This is a genomic window from Enterovibrio litoreus, assembly GCF_045679545.1.
In the GTDB taxonomy this organism is placed as follows: Bacteria; Pseudomonadota; Gammaproteobacteria; order Enterobacterales; family Vibrionaceae; genus Enterovibrio.
This window is the reverse complement of the sequence record NZ_CP166195.1, coordinates 1160646-1181280: the sequence shown is the minus strand read 5'-3', so window position 1 is coordinate 1181280 and position 20635 is coordinate 1160646. Positions and strand designations below refer to the sequence as shown.

At 45.6% G+C, this 20635-nt stretch carries 17 protein-coding genes; 4 read left to right on the top strand and 13 right to left on the bottom strand.

The annotated features are described in order from the left end of the window. Positions 1–64: 64 nt before the first annotated feature. The 4 genes from AB8599_RS20570 to AB8599_RS20555 all read right to left on the bottom strand — a co-directional run bounded on the left by AB8599_RS20570 (position 65) and on the right by AB8599_RS20555 (position 6675). On the bottom strand, positions 65–3403 hold the full coding sequence (locus tag AB8599_RS20570; protein ID WP_407333595.1) for a DUF2126 domain-containing protein: 3339 nt from the start codon (positions 3401–3403) through the stop codon (positions 65–67). After that, positions 3400–4344 carry an alpha-E domain-containing protein gene (locus AB8599_RS20565; protein WP_407333594.1) on the bottom strand — a complete coding sequence of 315 codons (945 nt, stop codon included), beginning with the start codon at positions 4342–4344 and terminating at the stop codon, positions 3400–3402. The genes AB8599_RS20570 and AB8599_RS20565 overlap by 4 nt, the downstream gene beginning before the upstream one ends. Beyond that, positions 4344–5801, bottom strand: coding sequence for a circularly permuted type 2 ATP-grasp protein (locus tag AB8599_RS20560; protein ID WP_407333593.1), 1458 nt, complete (start codon positions 5799–5801; stop codon positions 4344–4346). The genes AB8599_RS20565 and AB8599_RS20560 overlap by 1 nt, the downstream gene beginning before the upstream one ends. A 433-nt stretch (positions 5802–6234) precedes the next feature. Further along, the gene (locus AB8599_RS20555) at positions 6235–6675 is read right to left on the bottom strand and encodes a hypothetical protein (protein ID WP_407333592.1); all 441 of its coding nucleotides are present in this window, start codon (positions 6673–6675) and stop codon (positions 6235–6237) included. Positions 6676–6913: 238 nt separating this feature from the next. Here AB8599_RS20555 and AB8599_RS20550 point away from each other — a divergent pair, with 238 nt between their 5' ends. Next, entirely contained in the window at positions 6914–9904 is a 2991-nt protein-coding gene (locus AB8599_RS20550) for a methyl-accepting chemotaxis protein (protein WP_407333591.1), read from the top strand. 84 nt (positions 9905–9988) lie between these two features. Here the strand turns inward: AB8599_RS20550 and AB8599_RS20545 are convergent, their stop codons facing one another. Both AB8599_RS20545 and AB8599_RS20540 read right to left on the bottom strand, forming a co-directional pair. After that, on the bottom strand, positions 9989–10804 hold the full coding sequence (locus tag AB8599_RS20545) for an alpha/beta fold hydrolase (protein WP_407333590.1): 816 nt from the start codon (positions 10802–10804) through the stop codon (positions 9989–9991). A gap of 44 nt (positions 10805–10848) precedes the next feature. Continuing rightward, positions 10849–11130 (bottom strand): hypothetical protein, encoded by a 282-nt coding sequence (locus tag AB8599_RS20540; protein WP_407333589.1) that lies wholly within the window; start codon positions 11128–11130, stop codon positions 10849–10851. A 923-nt stretch (positions 11131–12053) separates the two neighbouring features. Here AB8599_RS20540 and AB8599_RS20535 point away from each other — a divergent pair. Further along, entirely contained in the window at positions 12054–13751 is a 1698-nt protein-coding gene (locus AB8599_RS20535) for an ABC transporter ATP-binding protein (protein ID WP_407333588.1), read from the top strand. 159 nt (positions 13752–13910) lie between these two features. On the opposite strand, the gene AB8599_RS20530 is transcribed toward AB8599_RS20535, so the two are convergent. The 6 genes from AB8599_RS20530 to AB8599_RS20505 all read right to left on the bottom strand — a co-directional run bounded on the left by AB8599_RS20530 (position 13911) and on the right by AB8599_RS20505 (position 17754). Further along, complete coding sequence (locus AB8599_RS20530) at positions 13911–14522, bottom strand: CPBP family intramembrane glutamic endopeptidase (protein ID WP_407333587.1); 612 nt, start codon at positions 14520–14522, stop codon at positions 13911–13913. After that, positions 14519–15127, bottom strand: coding sequence for a GNAT family N-acetyltransferase (locus AB8599_RS20525; protein WP_407333586.1), 609 nt, complete (start codon positions 15125–15127; stop codon positions 14519–14521). The genes AB8599_RS20530 and AB8599_RS20525 overlap by 4 nt, the downstream gene beginning before the upstream one ends. Continuing rightward, complete coding sequence (locus AB8599_RS20520; protein ID WP_407333585.1) at positions 15120–15470, bottom strand: N-acetyltransferase; 351 nt, start codon at positions 15468–15470, stop codon at positions 15120–15122. The genes AB8599_RS20525 and AB8599_RS20520 overlap by 8 nt, the downstream gene beginning before the upstream one ends. Before the next feature lie 217 nt (positions 15471–15687). After that, a complete protein-coding gene (locus tag AB8599_RS20515; protein WP_407333584.1) occupies positions 15688–16197 on the bottom strand; it encodes a 3-hydroxyacyl-ACP dehydratase FabZ family protein in 510 nt (169 codons plus the stop codon). A 26-nt stretch (positions 16198–16223) separates the two neighbouring features. Continuing rightward, entirely contained in the window at positions 16224–17474 is a 1251-nt protein-coding gene (locus AB8599_RS20510) for a beta-ketoacyl-[acyl-carrier-protein] synthase family protein (protein ID WP_407333583.1), read from the bottom strand. Next, positions 17467–17754, bottom strand: a complete 288-nt coding sequence (locus AB8599_RS20505) for an acyl carrier protein (protein WP_407333582.1) — start codon at positions 17752–17754, stop codon at positions 17467–17469. Before AB8599_RS20505 ends, AB8599_RS20510 begins: the two co-directional genes overlap by 8 nt. A gap of 670 nt (positions 17755–18424) precedes the next feature. Between AB8599_RS20505 and AB8599_RS20500 the strand changes: the two genes are divergently transcribed. Beyond that, the gene (locus AB8599_RS20500) at positions 18425–18898 is read left to right on the top strand and encodes a peroxiredoxin (RefSeq protein ID WP_407333581.1); all 474 of its coding nucleotides are present in this window, start codon (positions 18425–18427) and stop codon (positions 18896–18898) included. 115 nt (positions 18899–19013) lie between these two features. Here the strand turns inward: AB8599_RS20500 and AB8599_RS20495 are convergent, their stop codons facing one another. Further along, positions 19014–19469: an Lrp/AsnC family transcriptional regulator gene (locus AB8599_RS20495; RefSeq protein ID WP_407333580.1), complete on the bottom strand. Its 456-nt coding sequence runs from the start codon at positions 19467–19469 to the stop codon at positions 19014–19016. Positions 19470–19618: 149 nt separating this feature from the next. Here AB8599_RS20495 and AB8599_RS20490 point away from each other — a divergent pair, with 149 nt between their 5' ends. Next, positions 19619–20632 (top strand): DMT family transporter, encoded by a 1014-nt coding sequence (locus tag AB8599_RS20490; protein WP_407333579.1) that lies wholly within the window; start codon positions 19619–19621, stop codon positions 20630–20632. Positions 20633–20635: the final 3 nt, after the last annotated feature.

Genomic DNA, 20635 nt, shown 5'->3' with positions numbered 1-20635 from the left:
GCAATGCATATCGGTATACGTTACCTGATAAATCATAAAATGATCACACCCTAACGTCTCAGGTTTACGCAATGCGTCCACTTTGCTTACGAAGATCCAGCGTGTTTGGGTATTCAATGCTGATTTCTTCTTTTGGTGGTGCCATGGGCTTCGGAGGCTCTTGATTATTATAGAACTCCCTAAGCGCATTAAAAGCAGGTGGCGGCGTGAGTGGGCCCTGTGTAAATCCATAATCAGTGAAACGACTCACACGTCGTGATTCTGCGGTATTGCTGTTCACCGGCAAATCATCGTAGCTCCTGCCGCCAGGGTGGCTGACATGATATGTACAACCGCCAATCGACATGCCATTCCACGTATCAATCAAATCAAACACCAGTGGTGCATCAACGCCCAATGTTGGGTGCAATGCTGACGGTGGTGACCATGCACGATAGCGAATTGCCGCGATGTATTCACCCTGTCGACCCGTTGATTTAAGCGGTACGCCACGGCCATTACAGGACAGCACGTAGCGATTTTCGGTTAAGCCAGTTAGGCGGACTTGCAAACGCTCGACAGAAGAATCCACATATCGACTCGTGCCCGATTGTGTGACTTCTTCTCCCAGCACATGCCAAGGTTCAATCGCCCAACGTAACTCGAGCTCAATACCATCGATTTGTTGCCTGCCGTAATGTGGGAATCGGAACTCCTCAAACGGCGCCAGCCATTCCAGCTTAAACGGCAAACCATGACGCTGTAGATCGTCCACCACTTCTTTGATGTCTTCCCACACATAGTGCGGCATCATGAATTTATCGTGCAGTGTCGTGCCCCAACGCACCAATGGCTTGTGATACGGGGCTTTCCAGAAGCGTGCTACCAAGCAACGCACCAGTAAGATCTGCACCAGAGACATACGCGCATGCGGTGGCATTTCAAAACCACGGAATTCGAGCAAGCCCTGACGGCCGCTACTCGAGCCTGCTGCATACAATTTGTCGATACAGAACTCAGAGCGGTGGGTGTTTCCGGTGATATCCACCAACATGTTGCGCATTAATCTGTCGACTAACCAAGGCTGATCCACCTCCCCTTCAGGGAAGTTTTGGAACGCTATCTCCATTTCATAGAGCATTTCTTCACGACCTTCATCAGGGCGTGGTGCCTGACTCGTCGGGCCGACAAACATGCCGGAGAAGAGGTAAGAGAGCCCGGGGTGGTGCTGCCAATAGTTAACAAAGCTACGCAGCAAATCCGGTCGGCGCAAAAACGGACTGTCTGCAGCGGATGCAGCACCCAACGTAATGTGATTGCCACCGCCTGTACCAGTGTGGCGACCATCTAGCATGAACTTTTCTGTCCCTAGACGACATTCATGAGCGGCTTGATAAAGGGTTTCTGTGTTATCAATCAAATCGCCCCAATTCGTCGCAGGGTGAATATTCACTTCTATGACGCCCGGATCTGGCGTGATCAGAAACTTCTGCAAACGCGGATCTTTCGGTGGTTCATAGCCTTCAATCACCACAGGGGTAGACAGCGCTTTTGCCGCTTTTTCAACGTGATGAATAAGTGCGACATAGTCTTCGAGCTTTTCGAGTGGCGGCAAGAACACATGAATTCGCCCTTCCCTTGGCTCAACACACAGCGAAGTAATGATCACGGGTACTTCTTTCGTTTCACGCGGCTCGGGTGCTGACTCTTGCTTCTGCTTGTCCGAATCTGATTTTTCGAAAGAATAAACCTCAAGTTCATCTCTTGGCTCAAACGGGTCGCGCTCAGGAATCCTCTCTTCCTGGCTCACTGGCGGCAGCGATCCTATCGGCAGACGCAAGCCCATTGGGCTGTCACCGGGGATCAGCGTGATCACATCAGAACGAACAGGCCAGAGTGAACTCGTCCACGCTTTCCCATCAAACTGGATAGGCAGAATGTAGCCAGAGACGGTATTCAATCCCCGACTTAGCAGGTTTGCCAAGCGTCGACGTTCTAAATCATCGCTTAGTTTGGCTTTGCGAGGATTAACCGACTCAGGCAGAGAACGTTCCATCCATAGGTAGTAGAGGGAATCTTCATAAGCAGGTTGCAGATAACGGGAATTGAGCCCCAAGGATTGGCATAAATGTTTACCGATTTTCTCTGCATCTTCAATCGTGTGTTTGTAGTCTTTATCCACACGAGCAAGCAATTCTGGATCATGCCATAAGGCTTCACCGTCGGTGCGCCAGAAACAGCCCAACGCCCAACGTGGCAGCTCTTCGCCTGGATACCACTTACCTTGTCCGTAATGCAGCAAAGCATGTGTCCCAAACTTGTCTTTCAGTTTGATCAGCAGATCTTTAGCTAAGCGCAATTTGTCTGCGCCCAACGCCTCGGTATTCCACTGCTCTGAATCCATGTCTTCGGCAGAAACAAACGTCGGTTCGCCACCCATGGTTAAGCGCACATCACCTTCTTCCAACTCGGCATCTACGGCATAACCAAGCGCTTTGATATTTTCCCATTCGTCGTCAGTGTAAGGCTTGGTGACGCGGGGATCTTCATGAATGCGAATCACAGTGTTGCTGTAATCGAATTCTACCTCGCATTTTTCCGTGCTCCCGCTGATTGGAGCAGCGGAAATCGGATCCGGTGTACAAGCCAATGGAATATGCCCTTCACCGGCAAACAAGCCACTGGTCGGGTCGAGACCTACCCAACCTGCACCCGGTAAATACACTTCGCACCATGCATGCAGATCCGTGAAATCTTCTTCTGGGCCTGAAGGGCCATCGAGCGCTTTCACATCAGATGTCAGCTGAATCAAATAACCTGATGCAAATCGCGCGGCCAAACCGAGACGACGCAAAATTTGCACCAAGAGCCAAGAGGTATCACGGCATGAACCTTTTTTCAGCGTGAGGGTTTCTTGGCAAGTTTGCACGCCCGGTTCCATACGAATACCGTATTGAATATCGTTCGCTAGCTTGCTGTTCAGTGCGACGAGGAAGTCATTAATGGGTGTTTCGCCCAAATCCATACCGGTGATCCACTCATCCAGTTCGTCACACTGTTCGGTCACATGGAGGTATGCTTCTAGCTCACGTTTTAGCTGCGCATCATAATCAAATGGGAATGTTTCGGCGTATTCTTCAATAAAAAAGTCGAAAGGGTTAATCACCGTCATATCGGCGATCACTTCCACTTCAAATTCCAGTTTTTTGGTTTTTTCAGGGAACACCAATCTGGCTTGATAGTTTCCGAATGGGTCTTGTTGCCAGTTGACGAAATGATCTTCTGGGGTGACTTTCAGCGAATACGCGTGAATGTGAGTGCGCGAATGAGGCGCAGGTCTTAACCGCAAAATATGCGGCAAGACGTTAATTTCCTTATCAAACTGATAAGAGGTTTTGTGCAGTATCGCAACACGGATGGTCATGAAGCTTCTCCTTCAGAGAAGTGGAACCACGTTTCGCGAATGTCATTTTGCAGCGCGATCAGTGCTAGCTGAATATCGTTGAGGTAATCACTCAGTGCTTGGCTAATATCGCCTTCCTGCTCAATATCATAGGTATTGTCTTGCAGTTTTGTCACTTCGGATACCACACGGTTATGTCGCGGCAAATAGGCCGCTGCGTTCTTGATTTGTTTAAGACAGAACGCCTGTGAGCGAGGGAAATCTTCGTCGGTAAGTAAGAACAACGCGGTATTCACACCGTCAATACCAATGCGCATCGTTCTTAGGTAGTTAAGGTAAGCACTTTGTGATTTGAGTACCTTCGCCCAGATGACTTGGTCGAGCAGTACATGCTCTTCTGGTGGCGACTGCAATTTCAACTTTACGGCTGAATCCAAAATGCGGGTATTCATGTCCGCACGTTCCACATAGCGACCCATGGAAACAAAGCTCCATGCCTCATTGCGGCTCATCACGCTTCCAAGTAAGCCGTTAATTTTTTGGCAACCTTCGATAACGGTATTGAGATAGGCGTGGCGATCGGCACGGTTAATGCCGCTCTGAATGTGCTTTTTCGCGTGGAGGCAAACTTCGTTGATCAGCTCCCACATTTCTTCTGGGACCACATCTCGCGTGGTGCGAATGTTCTCTCTCACCATAAAGAGTGAAGACAACAGAGAACTCGGGTTTTCTTTATCGCTGAGCAAAAAGCGCATCACGCTTTTTTCACCGTGATCAGAGTAATTCTCGGAGTACTCTTGGGGGCTGCCATTTATCTCAATCAAGTTGTACCAAGACACACGCACGTCGCGGGGCAAATCGTACAGTAATTCGTCATAAACACTGACCAAGCGAGCAATGTTCTCCACGCGCTCTAAATAACGCGCACTCCAAAACAAACGTTCAGCAACTCTCGATAGCATCACTTCGCTCCTTTTGTCTTAACAATCCATGTATCTTTACTGCCACCACCTTGCGAGGAGTTGACGACCAACGAGCCTTTTTTCAGGGCAACGCGAGTCAAACCACCTGTTGTCACATAGGTTTTCTTACTCTGCAAAATGAAAGGACGTAAATCCAAATGACGCGGCTCGAGCTTTCCGGGCTCAACCAACGTTGGCGCAGTGGAGAGTTTTAGGGTCGGCTGACCAATATAGTTTCGCGGATTTTCAGTGATCAATTTCGCGAACTGATCTTGTTCTTCTTTCGTGGAATGCGGGCCCACCAACATGCCGTAACCACCAGACTCATTGGCAGGCTTCACCACCAGCTTGTCGAGGTTGGCCAATACATATTCGCGCTGCTCTTTGTCTTCACACAGGAAGGTTTCAACGTTTGGAAGAATCGGCTCTTCGTTGAGATAGTAACGAATGAGCGCTGGCACGTAGGCATACACCACTTTGTCATCAGCAACGCCTGCACCCGGCGCATTCGCCAGTGCAACATTTCCTGCTTTCCAGGCGCGCATCAACCCCGGCACACCCAACATAGAATCTTTGTCAAACACTTCAGGATCGAGGAATAAATCGTCAATACGACGATAAATCACATCAACACGTTCGGGGCCAAAAATGGTTTTCATATAAACGCATTCGTCTTCACCAACATACAAATCACCGCCTTCGACCAGTTCTGCACCCATTTGTTGAGCTAGATAAGCATGTTCAAAATAGGCGGAGTTATAAATGCCGGGTGTGAGCACCACAATTTCAGGGCGACGCACGGCTCTAGGGGAAAGCGCTTTCAATGTATTGAAAAGTTCAGAGGTGTAGGAGTCGACGGGCAAAATATCATCATTTTCGAACAACTCAGGCAAAACACGCTTTGTGATCGCTCGGTTTTCAAGCATATAAGACACGCCTGATGGTACACGCAGATTGTCTTCTAGCACGTAGAATGCACCATCATCTGCGCGCACTAAGTCAGTACCACAAATGTGTGCCCACACGCCAAACGGTGGTGACACGCCAACACATTCAGGGCGGAAATTTTTGGAGTCTCTGATGATATGGGCGGGGATGACGCCATCTTTGATGCAGTTTTGATCGTGATAAAGATCATCGATAAAACGGTTAAGTGCAGTCAATCGCTGCTTTAACCCTTTTTCTGCCACGGCCCAATCATCAGCATCGATCGTTCTTGGAACGATATCAAACGGCCATGCACGGTCGATGTTGCCTTCATCGGTATACACGGTAAAGCTGATGCCCATGTCTTGAATTGTCGCTTCGGCAGCTTGCCTTCTTTTTTCAAGCTCATCAGGTGGTAGATCTTGTAAATAGCTAATGAGTCGACCCGACGCAACGCGGCATTGGCCTTCACTGTCAACGAGTTCGTCAAAGAACTCTCCACAGCTGTATTTATCCATTAAATCACTCATGGCGGGTCCTTCCTTTTTTTGCGATCCACTTTGCAAATATTACCTGCAAAATGCACCCTCGAATGTGACGGAAAGTCGGGTTTTATGCTGATTTTATAAACAATTTCCAGCCCACCTGCTTTCTCTTTTAAACGCCCAACGCAGCAAGCACACACAAAGACAAGTAATGAGACATCAGGTGATAAAAATATAGTCTACGAATAAAGGGGATGTTAGATAATTGGCCTTATAAGTGCTGATCGCGAAAAAAACGCCAATTTGTGGGTAAAATGAAAAGCGACGCAGGCGTAAAAGAGCGGTAATTCAGTGAAGTTATTTAAACTGGATGACTAGATAAACAGAGAGAATCACGGTATTTAGTGGGAATTTATTGAGTTTTACGAAATATTATGACCGTATTGTTCAAAAGTTAGCCGATCCCGGACCGTGAAAATCATGTCCGCTTTCCCAGTAGATGATGAATACGAGCCATTAAATGTTCAGGATTGGAATACGCGTAGTAGTTAATCACCGCTTTCTTATCACCTGACGTGATAACGATGGAGAAATCATTGCTTTTTGTTGCCGTGACGTCCTGCCAGTAGATTTTGGTTTTTCCTTTAGCAATAAAGTCTTCATTGACCACGGTGCTTTTAGAGTCAAACACCCAAAACATCACAACGAAAATGGACAAAAAGGCCAATGCACCATAGAGCATCATTTGCCACAGGCTGGTTTGATCGCCCCCCAACACTAATTGAAGATTTAACACCGCAAAAGCAATGCCCACCATGACAATAACAAACGACAGTGGTTTGTTCAGTACGGCTTCATTTTTGGGTTCTTTGCCCATTTTGTCGTGCAACTCTAATACTCCATTTTCTGTACTTAGCATCTGTTAAAACTTGCACGTATTGCTCTCGCCTGTCACACGGAGAATCCCCAGTATTTCTTGCAATGCGTTGCTAGAGTTAACAATAGCATCCAAAATTTCAAGGCTATTCCCAAGTTTATAAATCATATATGTTACTGAAATTTCATCAACCTACCCTGCCTAACTGACTACACAGTATTGGAATTCCTTCCTACACTCATTAACAATGAGACGTTAAATTCATAAACGGGATAGCGCTGTGTTTGAAACGTGGATGCGGAAATACGAGGATCTTGCTCTGGTAAAGAAGCTCACTGTGATTCTTTGCCTCATCGGTCTGGTGCCGACCATTGTTACTGCAGTGATTGGCTTGTATAGCTCATGGTCATCCATTGAGACACAGAAAAGCGAGTCGCTCCAAGCAATCGCACATTTAAAGAGTGATGCATTAGAAAGCTATTTTAAAAACAGCAACAATCTGGTCCTCAATATCGCCAACAACCCGATGACAATATCTGCTGCCTCTGCGTTTAATCGCACTTTTGCGCTGTACCCGCCATTTCAACAAACCCAACTGGCTTCGCTTCAGCGTTTTTATCAAGAGTCATTCCGCGAAAAATTTACAGAACGTGCAGGTACAGCGCCGGATGTGGATAAGATTTTTGAAGATATCGGCCCGAAAGCTTATGCGCTTCAGCATGCTTATATTGCCGGTAATCCCAACCCGCTTGGGCAGAAAGAAGCGCTTACTCAGGCAGGAAACCAAGAATACGACTTTTCTCATCGTCGCTTTCATAATGACTTTCGAAATTACGCACAACGCTTTGGGCTTTACGACATATTTTTAGTCGATCTCGCGTCAGGCGATATTGTCTATTCCGTTTACAAAGAGATCGATTTCGCCACTAACTTAATTGATGGCCCGTTTGCCCATTCCGGTATAGGCAAGGCTTTTACCCAAGTGCGTGACCACCTTGCTGAAGGACAACCTGTTGACACCGTCTTTGTTGACTATGAGCAATATCGCCCTTCTTATGATGCACCTGCAAGTTTCATCGCCACACCGGTTTATGACGATGGCGTGGCTGTGTCAGTGCTGATTGTTCAGATGCCAATTGACCAAGTATCTTCCGTTATGAGCAAAGATTACGGCCTTGGTGAAACCGGAGAATCTTTCGTGATTGGCGCCGACAAGCGCTTACGTTCAGACACTTTTCACAATGCAAACTTCACGGTTACATCTTCATATATTAATAACATCATCATCGATACTGAAGCCGTTAATGCTGCGTTTACAAGCACCACGCTCGAACCCGATGCTGCATTGTATGGCGAAAACTATAACAGCAAGCCAACCTTAACTGTCTATGAAAAGGTAAACGTCAGCCCTGATGTGGAATGGATCATCATTGTTGAACAAGAATCTAGCGAGGCATTAGCTGCCGTTTTCACGTTGCAAATCATTTACTTTTTAGTGGTCGTGGTGTTGGTCTCTCTGGTGCTGTTCACCGCAAAAACGTTTGGACTGCGTATTTCACGTCCGATTCAGGAACTGTCTTCCTTTATCCTCACATTAAGACAAAACTGGCATTTTTCTGACCGCGCCAAAGTGCACAGCAAAGATGAAACAGGACAAGCGGCCGAAGCGCTAAACACCATGCTGGCGTCGCTCAACGACGCGGTAGGCGCTATTTCGTCAACCATGAAAGGCCTTTCCAAAGGGGATTTCTCCCAACGAGTAGAATCTGATATGAACGGTGATTTACTGATACTGAAACGCAGTATTGATGAATTTGCAGGAGAAATAGAAACCACAGTTGAAGACATTGGCAACGTGATGGCAAAGATCGAACAAGGCGATTTCAATAGCCGAGTCACCGTGGATGCTCAAGGTCAATTGGCGACGCTAAAAAATCAGGTGAACTGTTCTGCGGCGACCACGGCGGCCTTTATATTAGATGCAAAAACCGCCATGGCGGCACTAAAAGTCGGCGACTACAACCAGAGGGTAACCGCCTCTGCCGCGGGTGATTTAGCCTCATTGAAAGATTCCATCAACCAGTCCATGGAGAATACGGAAGGCATCATCGTCAATATTTGCGATGTCATGGCATCCATGAGCGAAGGACGTTTTGGACAAACGGTGTCGATGGACGCTCAAGGTAAGATGAATGAAATGAAAGTCGCGGTAAACGGCGCATCAACATCAACCGAGGCTGTCATCGCGAACATTGTGTCTGTGATGGGGCAAGTATCAAACGGTAATTTTACCGCACGATGTGACACTGCGAAGGTGTCTGGCGATTTGCTACAACTGGCCACCTCAGTGAATCAATCAGCGGAAAACATCGAGCATATTTTGACGCATACACGCCAAGTGCTCGAACAGTTGGCACAAGGCAACCTGACGGACCACTTTACACTCGACGTTCAAGGTGATTACAAAACCTTGAAACACGGCATCAATCAAACCATGGCCAGCTTGGCTGACATGCTCCAAGAGATTCAAGGCACAGCGTCAACTGTGACCGACAAATCGGAAGAAACCTCAGCAGAAGTCTCAGAGCTAAATCAACAAATAGACACGCAAGTGAAAAGCCTAAAGGACGTGTCCACCCTAATGCGTGCCATGCGCAGCAACATTGATGAGGCGCTCGATCACGCCAACGTCTCAGTGTCGGTTTCGCAAACGGCGCTGGAGCACGCGCGTGAAAGTGAAGAATTAGTCAAACAAATTGAAAATGCGATGGTCTCGATCATCGACTCCAGCCGCAAAATGCAACAGATCATTAGCACCATTGAAGGCATTGCGTTTCAAACCAATTTGCTGGCCCTTAACGCCAGCGTCGAAGCAGCCAGGGCGGGTGAACAAGGGCGTGGATTCTCTGTTGTGGCAGGAGAAGTGCGCAACTTAGCGCAGCGAAGTGCAGAGGCCGCTAAAGAGATTTCAGCCTTGATCACAGAGTCTGATGAGCGAATTGTTCTGGGTGCAGAACAAGTGAATCTGTCAGGTGATTTGCTGAAGAAGATTACCGAGTCAAACAACGAAGTGTGCGCCAACTTTGAGCGCGTGGACATCTCTATAAAAGCACAGTTTGATCGTGTGAGAGATGCTTCAGATGGAGTAGATGGTGTCGGTGATAGCATTCAACAGAGCGCCCTCATTCTCAGCCGCATTAATGACAACATGGACGGAATGAGTGGACAAGCTGAAAATCTCAATGCCATGATTGGGCGGTTCAAGTATTGATGAATCAATAGGTAGAGAGAACACAAAAAAGCACGGTGTGACTAACTATCACACCGTGCTTTTTTTAAAGCCTATGACATTGGCTCAGGCAACACTCTTCGCCAGAAAACGCGTCAGTGCTTCGTTCACAAACTCAGGTTGTTCAAGATTACTGATGTGCCCTGCTTTGGGGATCAAAACAAACTCGCTTCCGTGGATGGCATCGTGCAACAGCATAGATTCCAATGGCGGACGAGGTTTGTCTTCAGCGCCAACCATGATCAAGGTTGGCAGCGTGAGTTTTTCAATATCATCAAACGTATCGCGACGGTCAAACACCATACGGCCTATGCGCACGATGGCTTTCGCTTTCTCACCAGACAGACCCGCCAACATCGCTTTAAAACCGGCGACCAGCTCTGGGTTATCCTGCTCCGCGTCGTTAGCAAAAAACAGAGGGGTAATGGCGTCTATCATTGCCGGCGGTACCGTTTCTAACTGCTCAATCGTGTTGAACATCGCCACGTATTTCGCCTTCGCCACTTCTGGTTCATAGCCCACGAAAGTATCCATAAGTACCAGCGCTTTCACACGAGTCGGGGCTTTTAGCACCAACTCAGTTCCCCACATGCCACCGACTGACAATCCCACCAGCGCAAACTGCTCAATGTCCAAGTGATCCATCAAGCTCAAAATATCGTCAGCATAATCCACCAAGGTGTTGGTTGATGCTGGTGCAGCGTCAGATTGGCCGTGTGCCCACAGCTCCGGCACAATACAGCGATATTGTTTGCTCAGCGCTTCAATTTGAGGTTGCCACATCACGCTGTCCCACAAATAGCTGTGCCCGAAAACAACAACCGGGCCTTGGCCCACATCTAAATACGACATGTTTCTGCCGTTTATCCGAATTTTTTGCATCTCGAATCCCTGTAAATTTTCTCGATGTGCATCAAGGTAGGTGACTATAAAGGCGTGACGCCTTCCACTTCAATAACCGTATTCGCATTCGCGCGTTCGATGATCTTCACCAGCGCCGATTGGATCACTTCATTTTCTCTGGCATCTGTTTTACTCGCAAAGCGCTCTTCTTGAACCTCTCCGCCATCATCGAGGGTGAACTGCACCGCCACTTCAGACGCACAGTCTGCGTTTTGACCAAAATACTGTATCGATATTTGGGGATAGCCCTTGAAGCCCTTTTTGACCTGTTTAGCGATTCGTTTTTTCGCTTTGTCTACATTCATGCTGACCCCTTGAAGGCACTGAAATCCAGAAAAAAGTCTGCGCGACATCTCACTGGTTCGGCAGGTAAGGACCAATTTTACCACGTGAAGCGCCATCCCCAGATAAAACAGTCAATTCAAAGCGAAAAAATAGACACTCATGCGTCACCCGACTACAAGCCTCTCCAAAGCCATTACTCGTGTGCTTTATCCTGAGCGCGCTGACAACATCATTGATTCATTAAACTGAATATCTTTGTCCTAAAACACAAAAATAAAGGCGACTGACCTTCCAAGGGCAGGGAGAGAACTGAGTTGTTGAACAACCAATACTTGAAATCAAAAAAATAAGCCGAACATCATAAAAATAAATGAGAAAATAATTAGAAACCAACCAGCGTTTAATGAGATATAAATACCCAACCAATTAGAAAAAAATGAAAAGAAAATAATATTTTCAGGTATCAAACAAAAGACAACTTCATCATTTTAACAATTCTATTTTGTTAACCCACCATGCTCCACCTTAAAGGTTGACTTTTAAAAACACGACCACAACAATAGTGTGGTATTTGTTTAGTCAGTAAACAACATACATTAACCACGTCAAAAATTGGCTTTATTCATAGAAGGGAAAGATAATGAAAAAATTAAAATTTGTTGCAAAAAAAGGACCTGTACTTGCTACGAAGAAAAAAGACCCTAGCAATCCAGGCCCTTGCTGCGGGACACCTTAAATCACGCCAATAGAATATATTCTTACATTTATATATAGGCTTATATTTAAAATACCTTAAAGAAAATTTCGGTTTTGGTGTTTCAACCATAAATTAGGGGGATGAATTAACATCCCCTCTTTATCGTTGTGATTCAATATTTGAAAATAAATCCTATAAGATTTTTATAAAATATAAGCAATTCTCACTCAACATCCGGATCAGACTGTGACCCGAATTTCTTATTTATATGATCTCATCTATAAAAAAAGAAAATATCAATCGATTTCTTTTTTACTGTTGGCGTTGCTATTAACAGCATTTCAAGCCCCACTTCCCTATCTATCTGGATACATCATCGATCAGGTTCTACCTGGCGAGGATTCTAATTTACTTCTACAGGCCGTTTGTTTACTCGCAGCGCTCTATAGCTGCTTCCTGATACTAAATTATGTTAACGCGTGGTTTCGTCTAAAGGTTCGGAAAGAGATCATGATTGACTTTAATCAGGATGTTATTAAAAGCATACTGGGCATGAATTATAATCATCGACTCAACATTAATAACGGCGATTTGTTATCTCGCGTTACAAGAGATATAGACCAGTTTGAAGTCATTATGCCCTATGGGTTATCAGGTGCAATTCATCACATCGTCTTATCTATCGTGTTGCTAGTGATCGTTTTTTTCTTGAACTGGCAATTAAGTTCAATACTTCTTGTCCTGTTGCCTGCTGCGGTCATTGTTTACATGAGGTTCGACAGCGCATTGTGGTCCTCATCTAAAGATGAAACTGATGCCTCAGCAAAAAAACTCACTGTCATACAAGAAACCATTGAAGCTGATGCAGAAATAAAGATATACGACGCTGAAAATTTTTTCCTTACACATTGTAGAAAAGCCGTTGAGCGACTAGAAAGTAAACGTTATATCCGGCAACTCTATGACACCAAAGTTAGCATGATTATTATGGGCATTCCTATGCTGGCCATGGTTATTATTTGGTATCTTGGTGGTGCTATGGTCATTGAGGAGCAACTCACGATAGGCTTAATAATCACCTATACGGCAACGCTAAACTTGATGGTACCCTCTCTTATTAGAATTATTGAGTTTGTTTCAAGCCTCCCCAATGAATTGACAGCGTTAATGCGCCTAAAAGAATTGTGCGATTTAGCTCAAGTGCTGCCTAAACAAGGTTTAGCTAATAGTCCTGACCAAAAAAAGGAACATTTCACCGTATTTGAATCAATGATTTTAGAAGGCATGAGTTTTTCCTATCATCCAGGCTACCCCTTATTCACTCGCCTAGACTTGGTTTTCGATAGAGGTCGAGCGCATTTGGTTAATGGCGGTAACGGTGCAGGTAAATCGACGCTACTCACCATCCTGAGTGGAGAACTGAAACCTCAATCTGGGAAAATAAAACTAGATACCATTGACCTAAGTGACTTATCAAATCGGTCTCAGTATATTGCTATGGTTCCACAAAGAATCCACATTATTTCTGATTCCATTCGAAACAACGTTACTTTCGGCAAGGATATTGATCAAAACAAAATTCAGACAGCGCTGTCTCTAGTCGGGCTGGATAAGTGGATTGATCGACTAGACGAAGGTATTGATCATGTCATTAAAGATGCGCATTCAGAGTTATCTGGAGGCCAAATCCAAAAGCTGGGTCTCGCACGAGCCATACTGCGTGATACACCTATTCTGCTAATGGACGAGCCTACGAACAACTTAGACAGTGAAGCGGTGAAGTTGCTCATCGATATTATTAGGTCACAAAAACAGTCGAAAATTGTTGTGATTGTAAGCCATGATGATCGCCTATTTGATGCAGTCGATCGCGTCGTTTACCTTGAAAATGATAGTTTACGTAACTCTACTCGGGTCACAGAAACTGCCACCAAAGAAGTTTAATTGGATGACAGTTTGACGTATCTGGGAACGTAAATATCCCTATGCAACCTCAAGATCCAAGATTCAGAGCCTCTCATCATCTTCAATTTGAGGAGAAAACCCGAAGGAATAGCCATACTTTTCAAGGCTTTCGACAATCAAGTGGATGCACTCAGGGATTCATGACGGCATGGCTTTCGCTTGCTGCTGTTCATAATATGCCGCAGACAGGATAAGGACATTTCTGGTGAGGTGCACAACCCAAACAAAGAGCAATGAATCAGTCACAGCGTAAGCGACGCCAAGCAATATCGCGAAGAGAAAGAATTCTAGCGAATGCCATCCAAGCGGCCGGTTTTCTTCGTGAACAAACCAAAACAGTAACGAAGAAACACAGATTGCGCCCCACAGAGGAAGCGCCAACAACAATGTGCTCATTAAAAACACTCGCCATATGATCTCTTCGTATCCCGTGATCCCGATTTGAAACAAGAGATAGTCTCGATTCTTTTTAAGAAGCTTGACCCCCTTAAAACAGTTGATAGCAAATGTTCTTGGATCTGGTGAACTTATTGGTGATCCGGCGAACAACAAGGCGACCCCAACACACATGCCACCTGCGATAAGTACACTCATTTCCAACAAAGGTATAACCTGCCAATCTATATAGAAATAGAGCGTATAAGCGATCACGGGCAGCATTAATAGAAAAGCAAGACGATCCCCAATGACTCGGGGATAAAGAAAAGATAAAGCGATAACTGCAATAAGCAGGAAAGCGAGCAAGCTCACTCTTGGAAAATTCCTTTTTTAAAGTGACGGCGTAAAACACCCTCTTTGTGTTTTTGTAAGAAATCTCGGAAGTCTTCTGAAAACATGGCATACAGATGATAGTCATTCCATCCATCACCGACAGGAACGTAGTTTTTAAGTACCCCTTCTTTTATTCCACCAAACTCCGCAAGACGAATGGAATCCTCATTGCCGGATAAAACATAGCCATATATTTTATGTAAATTCATGACGTTAAACGCCATTTGCAAACTTAGCAGTGCAATCTCTGGCCCAAATACGCTGGTACGGTACGCTTCTTCACCGACTAAGTAGCGAAGATCTGCTGTGCGGCTTTTCCAATCAATGTTGTTGAACCAGACCATCCCTATTGGCTTACCACTTTTGACGGAATACACCAATCCCAAAAGGCTTTCTGCACCATAGACAGTCGCGTTCTGCTCAAGCCACGTCATGGCTTGCGCCTTAGCACCATTGACATAGGTAGAGCTATCAAAGACCGTCGAATTGAGGTAGGGATCATCCAACCATCGCGCTATGGTGTCTATATCTTCGATGTTAGGACGGCGCAACGCGCAGTAGATTCCACGAACACTATCAAACACGGTTATCCTCACTCCCCATCATCAATAAATCGCAATACGCACCCTCAACAAAAAGCTGCTTTCCTAATCGCGCTTCTTCCGTGAAACCTAGACGTGCTAAGCAATCTATTTCTCGCTGCTCATTAGAAAGCAACTGAATGTAATACTTTCCGAGGTGATAGTGTTCGGACAACCAACTCATGACTGCCTGAAGAGGACTATCAGCAAAATCATGTAACAAGTGGATATCGAGATAGGCAATGCCCTCGAACATGGCTTTTATTCTAACAAAGCCAACCTTGGTCTTTTTTTCATTAAATACAACAAAATCGCCATCGCCCAACGCCGAATCGAGCTCTGACATTGAACAACCAAGAGGATACGCGAGGTTTTTATACGTCGAACACTTAAAATCCGATGATTCCACATCTAAGAAATCATCCACTGTTGCCAATCTAAACAACACTAAAATCACCACTCATATTTTCAGATCACTCAACCGTAAAATTAAACCGTTTTTTTATTCACGTGTTCTTGAAATAAATTAGCGATCAGATAAGGGATATTGACGAAACCGTTGCTCAACGCATGACATGTTGAGAAATATGTTCAATAAGATTTTTCCGTTTTATAAACGTAAGATCAAACGTGGCTGACAGTACCTCACGTCCATTAACATAGGATTTGCCGGTTAACCTTGCGCCTAAACGATTGATGGCTTTTATGCTGACATGGGCTTCTAGGGTATCCCCAGGTAGCGCTGGCGACTTAAACCGCATTTGATTCACGGTACTCGCAATAACATCCGTTTCTTCTTCAAACTCGCTTCGATAATGAAGTAAAACGATACCGGCTTGCGCGAGTGCCTCCCCCATCAAAACGCCCGGCATCATGCTAACGTGTTTGAAATGCGCATTAATCAGCTCAGAGGATTCAGGGATCTTGTATTGCGCAACGACGTTAGACTCAGTCAAATCACTGACTGAATCCACAAATAGGAATGCATCGCCATAGGGTAAAATGGAGCGAATAGCAGCTTTACCCAACACGCCTTTCGTATCCCTCAGCCCATCAATGACGTTTCTATTCATATAGCCAACTCAGTGACACAGTAATGTCAGTCCATTTTTCGCAGGATGGTGGCCGCGTTTGTGCCACCAAAACCAAAATTTAAAGAGAGCACGGTTTTCAGATCAGCCTGTGTGGCTTCACGCACGATGGGCATATCAGCGAACAAAGGGTCAATATTATCAATATTGATGGAGGGCGCGATAAAGCCTTCTTTCAGCATCGCAATGCAGGCAATTAACTCAATGGCCCCGACTGCACCAATCGCATGTCCTGTCATAGATTTGGTCGATGAGAACCTCGGAACATTGCCTCCAAATGCTCTACGTAAACCATTGACCTCGGCCACGTCACCAGCCACAGTGCCTGTCCCATGCGTATTAATGGCGTCAATCTCGGCAGAAGACATTCCCGCGTCTTCCAATGAGCTGGCAATACAATCAACAAATGTTCCACCATCGGCTTGAGGTAGCACTAGATCATACGGGTCAGAATTCGCTGCATAGCCTATGATTTCTGCATAGATTGGTGCATTGCGTGCTAACGCTGAATCAAGCGACTCTAATACCAAAACACCGGCCCCACCACTGATCACAAAGCCATCTCTATCACGATCATAGGGACGAGAAGCGCCTTCTGCTGTGTCATTAAAGCCAGTAGACAGCGCCATTCTCAAAGCTTGAAAAGAAGCAACAATCAGCTCGTTCACTTCCTCACAACCGCCTGTTATTGCTCTATCGATAACCCCATCGCGTATAAGCTCGTACGAATGTCCAATATTGTGTGCTCCGGTAGCGCAAGCAGACGATATTGAATAGCTTCGCCCAGTGATCCCGAAGAGCTTAGTGAGTATTGCGCTCGCGGTGCTGCTCATGGATTTGAGGACAGTGTAAGGCTCCGTTCTGCGAACCTGGCCGTTATAGTACCTGGCCCCTTCTCTGTGTATCACACTCACATCCGCCACACCGCTGCCAACAAGACACGCTGTTCGTGGGTCTGCGAGTTCTGCAGGAGTCAAACGAGAGGCTGATATCGCATCATTGGCAGCAACACTGCAATACAGCGTTGAGGTGGGCATCGCCCTGAGGAGTTTCAAAGGGATGTTCGCAGACTGTACTTTTGATTCTTCTAAATCAACGAAACCCGCAACGCGACTTGTCAATCCATACTCAGACCAAGATTCCATGGCGCGAATGCCACTGCGACCAAGCTTCAAAGATTCCGTTAACGTATCAAAATCATTGCCGATTGACGAAACGACACCAACGCCGGTCACCACAACACGTCTACGATTATCCATTTTTTTCACTGAGCTTGGATTCAATGATGTTTAAAAGATCGCCAACAGTGTCAAGTTTGATTAAGTCTTCGTCATCTATAGAGATTGATAGAGAATCTTCTAAGTCGAGTGTCAATGACACAGCCTGCATGGAATCCATACCAAGATCACTACGTAGTGACATTGAGGGTAGAATGTCTTTCGCTGCAATGGCATTTTCTGATTCGGACTCTAATCGACTCATGATTTCCGATATTATTGAGTCTGTTAAATATTTAGTCTCTTTTACAATAGTGCTCATATTATTACCACTCAAGCCAATAAAACCGTCAAAGAAATAATGTATTTTCTTTTTTATTATTAATAAAAATACTAACAATGGCTTTTATCATCGTCAATTATCTTAGAGATACATGCATTGCGCTAAGCGTGTTCACACCCAAACAAACTCAAGATGCTTGGGTATATCAATCCTGTGCAGGACCTAGATACTGTACATCTTCCGTTGCCTAGTAAAACCTTGCGCGTACTGCTTTCACGCGCGATTTTCCGTGAGGTTATCAGAATACCTCACGATGTGAGAGCGCATTTACCTAAATTGCCAGCCATTAATATTACAGCTAAAAATATAAGCTAAACCTCATGATAATTACTGACACACTAATTATAAATACGCATCTAAAGAATTAGATATAAACCATAAACAAATTAGAGATTGATGGTAAAAAACGCACCGCTCAAATTTCAAATAAAAGACACAATCGTCATTTAAACGATTTATTCAACGCTTTGCGAACTAAATGTCACAGCGAGTCCGTGGATTAGTTGATGGCAGTCGCTATTTTGCGAGTCAATTTGGTGACTTAGAGAAGATACTGACAGCTATCATTTATACACCTAGTTTCTCTCCGTGGTATTCAAAGACAAATCGGGCTAGTCTGGTTGCAATCACAACAATAAGGACAGCTAACATGATTCAGCAAGGCCAAACCCTTCCGTCTGCCACTTTGAGCGAACTCACCAAAGATGGGATGGTCAATCACGACACGAACGCTTTATTTGCAGATAAGAAAGTGGTTTTATTCGCTGTTCCTGGCGCGTTCACACCTACCTGCTCAGAATCTCACTTGCCCGGTTTTATCGTGCTTGCAGACCAAATTAAGGCAAAAGGCGTGGACGAGATTATCTGCGTGTCTGTGAACGACGCATTTGTGATGCAAGCCTGGGGCGAAACACAGAATGCTGACGAAATCATGATGCTAGCTGATGGCGACGCCAGCTTCACAAAAGCACTGGGGTTGGAAATGGACACCGCAACCTTCGGCGGTATTCGTTCACAACGTTATGCAATGATCATCGAAAATGGTGTTGTGACACAACTGAATGTGGAAGCACCTAAAACGTTTGAAGTGAGTTCAGCAGAAGCGATCCTTACTGCGCTGTAATTGATTGGCGCTAAACATTGCTAAATACCGAAATCGGAAGCCAATGCTTCCGATTTTTTGTATCTAATTTCTCTGGCTCGCCATACCGTTGCGCAATGGCAATGCATAACAGTGACTAAACGTAGATAGGCAGAATGCCGCGATCTTTCACCTTACGTATCGCCAATTGTGTGTGAATGTCTTTCACGTTTTGCAGGCATTGTAGCTTGCGAGTGAATTGCTCATAACCAGCCAGATCTTTCGCCACCACTTCCAGCAAGTAATCATAAGCGCCTGACACCACGTGGCAACTCACTACCTCCGCCATATCGCCAATCGCTTGCTCAAAATCATCCACAGACGTGACTTGGTGATTGTTCAAACTCACCTCGACAAACATGGTCATGGCAATGCCAATTTTATCGCGAGAAAGTGAAGCGTGATAACCGGCGACGATTTTGTCCTTTTCAAGCCGTTTGATTCGCCTTGCACAGGGCGACGGGGAAAGCCCGACTAAATCCGCAAGTTCTGCAGTTGTCAGCCTCGCGTCTTTTTGCATCAATTCCAAAAGCTGCTTATCAATACGATCCATTCATCACACACCGCTATTCATCAAAACATATAAGAATGATAGCGGAAACCATCAATATATACCGATATGAAGCTCAACATTGCCACCTATCGCCAATCGTGGTGCACGATAATAGCGTTTTAAGATCATGTGCAGAAAGGGATGAACACATGGCAACAAATCAGCTTGCATCGCAAACGCAAAAGGCATCAGATACATCCAAGACATCATCAAAAAACAAAGTGACGGGCTATCTGGCCATGCTTGCAACGCTGTTGCTGTGGGCGGGCTTTTTTCTTTCACTCAAAGGCGGTGCGAATTCAGATCTCCTCCCCGCTGATCTCGCGTTGATGCGCTTTCTTGTTCCTGCACTGTTGCTTTCACCTTTCGTTTATCGAGCCCGTCACCGGATTGCGGCAATCCCAAGTAAATACATGTTCGGGATGTTTATCGGCAGTGGTTTACCCTATTTATTGGTGGCCAGTACCGCGATGCAAACCGTCCCTGTTTCTCATGGCAGCGCACTCGTCCCTGGCACATTGCCGCTGTTTGTTACTGCCATTGCTGTGGTGTTTTTTCACCAGCCATTGAGCTCACATCGCATTATTGGGCTCGCCGCCATTACCATAGGTACAGCACTTTTTCTTGGCACAAACATGGGATCTAGCGGCGTCGAGGGCAGTTATGATTGGGCGCAATCCAAAGGACATCTCTTGTTTCTGCTTGGCAGTCTGATGTGGGCAACGTTCACGATTTGTGCGCGTGTCGCCAACCTTGAAGCCCTTGCATGTTCAGGCATATTGGCAATTATTTCGTGCCTGACTTTAGGCGTTGCCATTGGTGTGGGGTGGCTACCAAGCACTCTGAGCAGCACCCCTGCTTCAGCATGGCCTTGGCAAGAAGTGCTAAGTCATACGTTATTGCAGGGCGTGGGGGCGGGAATTCTCGCCTCTTGTACTTACTTATATGCCGTTAAACAACTCGGTGCGGAACGAAGTGCGGCGTTTGGTAGTGCGACACCTGTAGTTGCTACCCTACTCGCCATACCAATCTTCAACGAACAGCCTGATGCAATGACAAGTCTCGCGCTGGTGTTTGTATGCTTAGGAAGTTTGGTGGCGAGTAATATCTTCTTGAAACAAGATACTTCAATGCACTATCAACCGCCCTCCCATCAGCAATGATAG

What these genes read in the sequence shown, in the direction of transcription:
- AB8599_RS20570 (WP_407333595.1), bottom strand. Translation starts at nt 3,403, where the DNA reads ATGACCATCCGTGTTGCGATACTGCACAAAACCTCTTATCAGTTTGAT.
- AB8599_RS20565 (WP_407333594.1), bottom strand. Translation starts at nt 4,344, where the DNA reads ATGCTATCGAGAGTTGCTGAACGTTTGTTTTGGAGTGCGCGTTATTTA.
- AB8599_RS20560 (WP_407333593.1), bottom strand. Translation starts at nt 5,801, where the DNA reads ATGAGTGATTTAATGGATAAATACAGCTGTGGAGAGTTCTTTGACGAA.
- AB8599_RS20555 (WP_407333592.1), bottom strand. Translation starts at nt 6,675, where the DNA reads ATGCTAAGTACAGAAAATGGAGTATTAGAGTTGCACGACAAAATGGGC.
- AB8599_RS20545 (WP_407333590.1), bottom strand. Translation starts at nt 10,804, where the DNA reads ATGCAAAAAATTCGGATAAACGGCAGAAACATGTCGTATTTAGATGTG.
- AB8599_RS20540 (WP_407333589.1), bottom strand. Translation starts at nt 11,130, where the DNA reads ATGAATGTAGACAAAGCGAAAAAACGAATCGCTAAACAGGTCAAAAAG.
- AB8599_RS20520 (WP_407333585.1), bottom strand. Translation starts at nt 15,470, where the DNA reads ATGTCAGAGCTCGATTCGGCGTTGGGCGATGGCGATTTTGTTGTATTT.
- AB8599_RS20515 (WP_407333584.1), bottom strand. Translation starts at nt 16,197, where the DNA reads ATGAATAGAAACGTCATTGATGGGCTGAGGGATACGAAAGGCGTGTTG.
- AB8599_RS20510 (WP_407333583.1), bottom strand. Translation starts at nt 17,474, where the DNA reads ATGGATAATCGTAGACGTGTTGTGGTGACCGGCGTTGGTGTCGTTTCG.
- AB8599_RS20505 (WP_407333582.1), bottom strand. Translation starts at nt 17,754, where the DNA reads ATGAGCACTATTGTAAAAGAGACTAAATATTTAACAGACTCAATAATA.
- AB8599_RS20500 (WP_407333581.1), top strand. Translation starts at nt 18,425, where the DNA reads ATGATTCAGCAAGGCCAAACCCTTCCGTCTGCCACTTTGAGCGAACTC.
- AB8599_RS20495 (WP_407333580.1), bottom strand. Translation starts at nt 19,469, where the DNA reads ATGGATCGTATTGATAAGCAGCTTTTGGAATTGATGCAAAAAGACGCG.
- AB8599_RS20490 (WP_407333579.1), top strand. Translation starts at nt 19,619, where the DNA reads ATGGCAACAAATCAGCTTGCATCGCAAACGCAAAAGGCATCAGATACA.